The following is a 4,617-nucleotide window of genomic DNA, read 5'->3' as shown; positions in this document are numbered from 1 at the left end:
CTCGGTATGACGTTTGATGAGAACAAAAATATTGACAGCAGTGTCGTTCAGCCTGAATTTGAGACATTGATCAAACGGCTCGATGATTCGATTCTTGATCGAATACACCAAGAGTGGGACAGCGCGTCACGATCTAAAATTTTATTCTTCTGCGATGAACTCTCTCTTGTTTTCGAGAAACTTAAAATGTTCATCGATATGGGATTTGCACAAACACGTTATCGTGCCCCTCTGATGCTTAGAGGGATCTATTTTAGCAGTATTATGAGTGATGCGCTCCCATCATATACCCACAATACCTCCGGCACCCTTCCACAGATGCTCTCACAGAAAGGGCTCTTTATACGCAAAGTTTTAAGTGATGTTATCTTTCGCGAATCCCATATTATAAAAATGGATTCAACAACTCTCTCAAAACAAAAAATACGTCAGTATATCGGGGTTATCGTGGCCGTCATACTCGTTGCCCTCATCAGTATCGCTTGGCTGATCGATTATAACCGTCATTCCCAAACCATCGAGACGTTGAACCTCCAAATAAAAAAATACGAAGAGAGCCGTAGTGCGTTAAACGAGAGTGATGATTTTGAACATCGATTGAATCTGTTAAATACCCTTTACTCTATCAAAACAACCGATGCAGATGAAAGCTCAATCCGATTTTGGAAATTGTCATTTTTCAAAGTAGAAGAGCGACAAGAAAAATTAGATGAGCTTTACTACCTCTATCTTGAAAAAATTCTCCTACCGCAAACAGGGAGTGTTTTAGAATCTCACATGCTTGCACATTTAGATAGCTATGATCTAACCTGGGAAAATACAAAAGCCTACCTCATGCTTAACAAAGAAGATAAGCGTAACAATCGTTTCTTAGAGCAATGGATGGGAAAAATCTGGGCATTAGAGTACCCAGAGGATAGTGAACGTCAGAAAAACCTAAATGGCCATTGGAAACGACTCTTAGCACATGGTTTCAAACCCTACGAAATCAATCCAAACTCGGTACAAATTGCCCGAAATAAATTAGCTGGATTCGGACAAGAAGCACTTTTATATAAACAGATCAAAGACAAAGCCCAAGAGATGAATCTCAAAGATTTCCAATTTGCAAAAGGGATGGGTGGTAATGCCCCGCTGTTTGTGGGAAATGACTATATTATCCCTGGCTTTTATACCAAAGAGGGGTATGAAAAAATCTTTACCCTCGATTCAAAAACCCTTCTAAAAGAGATTATTCGATTAAACTGGGTATTGGGTTATTCAACTGAGCTAAAAGATAGTGAGCTCGATGTCGTCTACGCCAAAATCCAAAATTACTATTTTGCCGATTACAAACGAATCTGGATGGAGGCATTAAATACCCTACAAATACGTCCTGATATGTCACCGGAAGAGATGAAAATACTCACCTCTCAAGACTCTCCGATCATCAGTGTCTTAAAGGGGCTAAAACACCATACCGATATCTATTCGATCAGTGAAATCCTTGAGAAAAAAGCGATGGCGAAATACGCAACCAAATCCGGAAATACGGCAACCGTTGTCACATCAGATACTGCCAAAAACATCGTCCCTGACGCATCCGTTAAAACGATTCGTGATTTCTTTAAACCGTTCCATCAACTCTTAAGTGAAGAGGGAGTAGCCGGAGCAACCCTTCAAGCTGAAATGACCCGTCTTGAAAATGCTTCGTCACAATCAGGCGGCTCAGTGGCATCTGGTTCTCCTGCTGATGCTTTTAATGCCGTCATTAGCCGAGCAAACGGCCAAGGGATGGGAATGAGTTCTGAAGTGAGTCCTCTCCCATCACCGGTGAGTCGCTGGCTGCCTCGTTCCATGAATGGAATGGGTAAATTAATGTCCCAAGGAAAACAGCATATAAATCAACAATTTATGGCGGAAGTCTACCCATTCTATAAAAATAAACTGGCCAACAAATACCCTTTTAATCCAAAAGCTACGAGTGACGTAGCCCTAAGTGATTTTGAGGAGTTTTTCAGAACAGGCGGGGTACTCGATCGATTCCAAAGCGAATACGTCAATCCGTTTGTAAACCTCAATCCGGTAGGACGAGGCTATCAGGTGAAACGTGTCGACGGTGCGGCAATGCCCATTGATCCAAAAATTATTGAATCTCTTTTTGTTGCCAGAGATATCCGCAGAATGTTCTTTGCCAGAGGTGATATGTTAGGGACATCTCTCTACATAAAACCAAACGTTTTAGGTAAAAATCTAGGGAGTATGTCTTTGCGCTATGATGATAGCTACATCGTTTATGAACACGGACCCATCAAAGCGCGCAAGGTATCATGGCCTGCACAAAGTGGAAACGCTGACGCTCAATTCCAACTTTTAGATTTGGATAACAATTCGGTTACCTCTTTCAACAATGAAGGGGAATGGGGTCTATTTAAACTGCTCAGTCGTATGAGTGCAACACCAACCGGTGCCGATACCATCACAGTTGAATACAGCAACAATGATGACAAAGGCTCTTACATCATCAACGGCTCTGCTGCAAAGGCATTAAGTTCTGAAAGCCCTATCCGAAAATTCATCTTAAGAGAGCGAATGTAAGGTGAAAAAAAGCTATTACGCTACCCATCCAGGTCACGTACGTAAAAATAATGAAGACTCATTTTACGTCAGTGATGATCGTTCCCTATGGATTGTTTGTGACGGTATGGGTGGGCACCAAGAGGGAAATTTTGCCAGCCATTTGGTAACCGATATTTTCGAGCAAATGCAGATGAGCGGTAGCTTCGATAATAAAATCGAAGCGATAACCTCTCAAATCTATAATATACATATGATACTCAAAAAGAAAGTCCAAAAAATCGGACACAATGCCATCATCGGTACAACCTTGGTGTTACTCCATATCGAAGGAAATAAAGGGGTTTCGATTCATGCAGGAGACAGCCGATGTTATCTTCTACGAGAAGGTAAACTCTCTTTGGTCACCGTAGATCATGCAAAAGAGATACAAACCCCAAACGGAATGCGAAAAGTCTTAACCAACGCTTTATCAGCACCCGCCGATCTCTCTCTAGAGGTGAAAAAATTCAAAGTTGAAGAAGGGGATGTATTTTTACTCTGTACAGACGGTTTGTACGACAATGTAACCCCTGAATTTATCAAAGACGCATTGAGCTGTAACCTACTCCAAATCGGATTGGATATGCTCATCTCATCTGTTTTATCCAAAGAGGCAAACGATAATCTCACCGCTGTTATCGTTGAAATTTAGAGGTAACCATGTCAACAACGTATGACGATTTGATAAAAAACCTAGAGTTAACAGCGACACCGTCCCCTATGCGGATAACGAAAATAGAAAAAAGTTTAAATAACCGTTATACATTGGGAAAAAAAATCGGAACCGGAGGTTTGAGCGTTGTGTATGAAGCACGAGACGATTATTCCGAATATTATGGGGATGATCGAGAACTGGCAATAAAACTCCCTCTGGAGCATTTATCGACAAAAAGCGATATTGATGCTTTTATGTATGCGGAATACTCCCACCTATCCCGATTATCACACCCAAATATTGTCAAAGTAATGGATTTCGGCATCGATAACGAAATTAACATTCCCTACATTGTATTGGAACATATGAACGGGAAACTGCTTAGCGAGATACCAATATCTGATTGGTATAAATCTGATATCACTAAATTATTTTATTCATTTTTAAATACCATCGAATACCTACATGCGAAAAATATGGTCCATGCCGATATAAACCCAACTAATCTTATGATTTTAGAAGATCGCACTATCCGCTTATTTGATTTTGGGATATCAATAAATAATAATAAACAGCATCTATTTGAACTAGATTATAAAAACGTAAAAGCGTTTAATCCAATTTACGCCTCTCCTGAGGTTTTAGAGGGTGCTATTCCCGATCAAAAAAGTGATTTATTTTCGTTTGCTGTCATCTTTTTTGAACTTTATACTGGAAAACTCCCCTACAATAAAAGCGCGATAGAACTCTACAAAAATACGTTATATTCGAAAGATTTATATAAAATCCCCTACCATCTAAGAGATTGGTTTAAACATACATTGCATCCGGATCCTCTCAAAAGATCAGTTACATTATCTTTGATTATGAAAGTACATAAAATATTCAGAAAATAACAGTTTTAATTAAAATAACATAGTATATTTTTAGTTTTAATTAATATTACGTCGATACAATACATCGTTAATTTATATTAGATAAGGAGTCAAAATGAACAATCCAGTGTTTATTTCTATCAAAGGAAGTACACAAGGTCTTATTACAGAGGGTGCTTTCACACCAGAATCTGTAGGGAACGTATACCAAGACGGTCACCAAAATGAAACCCTCGTAAAAGGTTTTTCACACAACATCAAAATCCCACGTGATCCAAATTCGGGTCAACCATCCGGTCAACGTTCACACCAACCAATGGTAGTAACAAAATTGTTTGATAAATCTTCACCTCTTCTTTATAATGCACTTACTAAAGGTGAAACATTGACTAATGTTGAGCTTAAATGGTACCGCACAAGCTATACCGGTAAACCTGAGCACTATTTCAGTGTCGTTCTTGAAGATGCGGTTATCGTAGATATCCAAGC

4 protein-coding genes are annotated in these 4,617 nt (G+C 39.4%); all 4 read left to right on the top strand.

What is annotated here, in order from left to right:
- On the top strand, positions 1-2,577 hold a 2,577-nt coding region (gene tssM, locus PHR02_RS13060; protein WP_299992682.1), incomplete at its 5' end, for a type VI secretion system membrane subunit TssM.
- A gap of 1 nt (position 2,578) precedes the next feature.
- Entirely contained in the window at positions 2,579-3,250 is a 672-nt protein-coding gene (locus tag PHR02_RS13055; protein ID WP_299992680.1) for a PP2C family serine/threonine-protein phosphatase, read from the top strand.
- Between the two features lie 8 nt (positions 3,251-3,258).
- Entirely contained in the window at positions 3,259-4,149 is an 891-nt protein-coding gene (locus PHR02_RS13050; protein WP_299992678.1) for a serine/threonine-protein kinase, read from the top strand.
- A 94-nt stretch (positions 4,150-4,243) separates the two neighbouring features.
- Positions 4,244-4,617: Hcp family type VI secretion system effector (locus PHR02_RS13045; RefSeq protein ID WP_299992676.1), on the top strand; the 374-nt coding region annotated here is incomplete at its 3' end.

The sequence above is a fragment of the Sulfuricurvum sp. genome (assembly GCF_028688295.1).
Taxonomy (GTDB): domain Bacteria; phylum Campylobacterota; class Campylobacteria; order Campylobacterales; family Sulfurimonadaceae; genus Sulfuricurvum.
Note: the sequence above shows the minus strand (reverse complement) of the source record. Positions and strands in the feature narration are given on the sequence as shown.

Excerpts from the sequence above, each read along its gene's own strand:
- PHR02_RS13050 (WP_299992678.1), top strand. The coding sequence starts at position 3,259 with ATGTCAACAACGTATGACGATTTGATAAAAAACCTAGAGTTAACAGCG.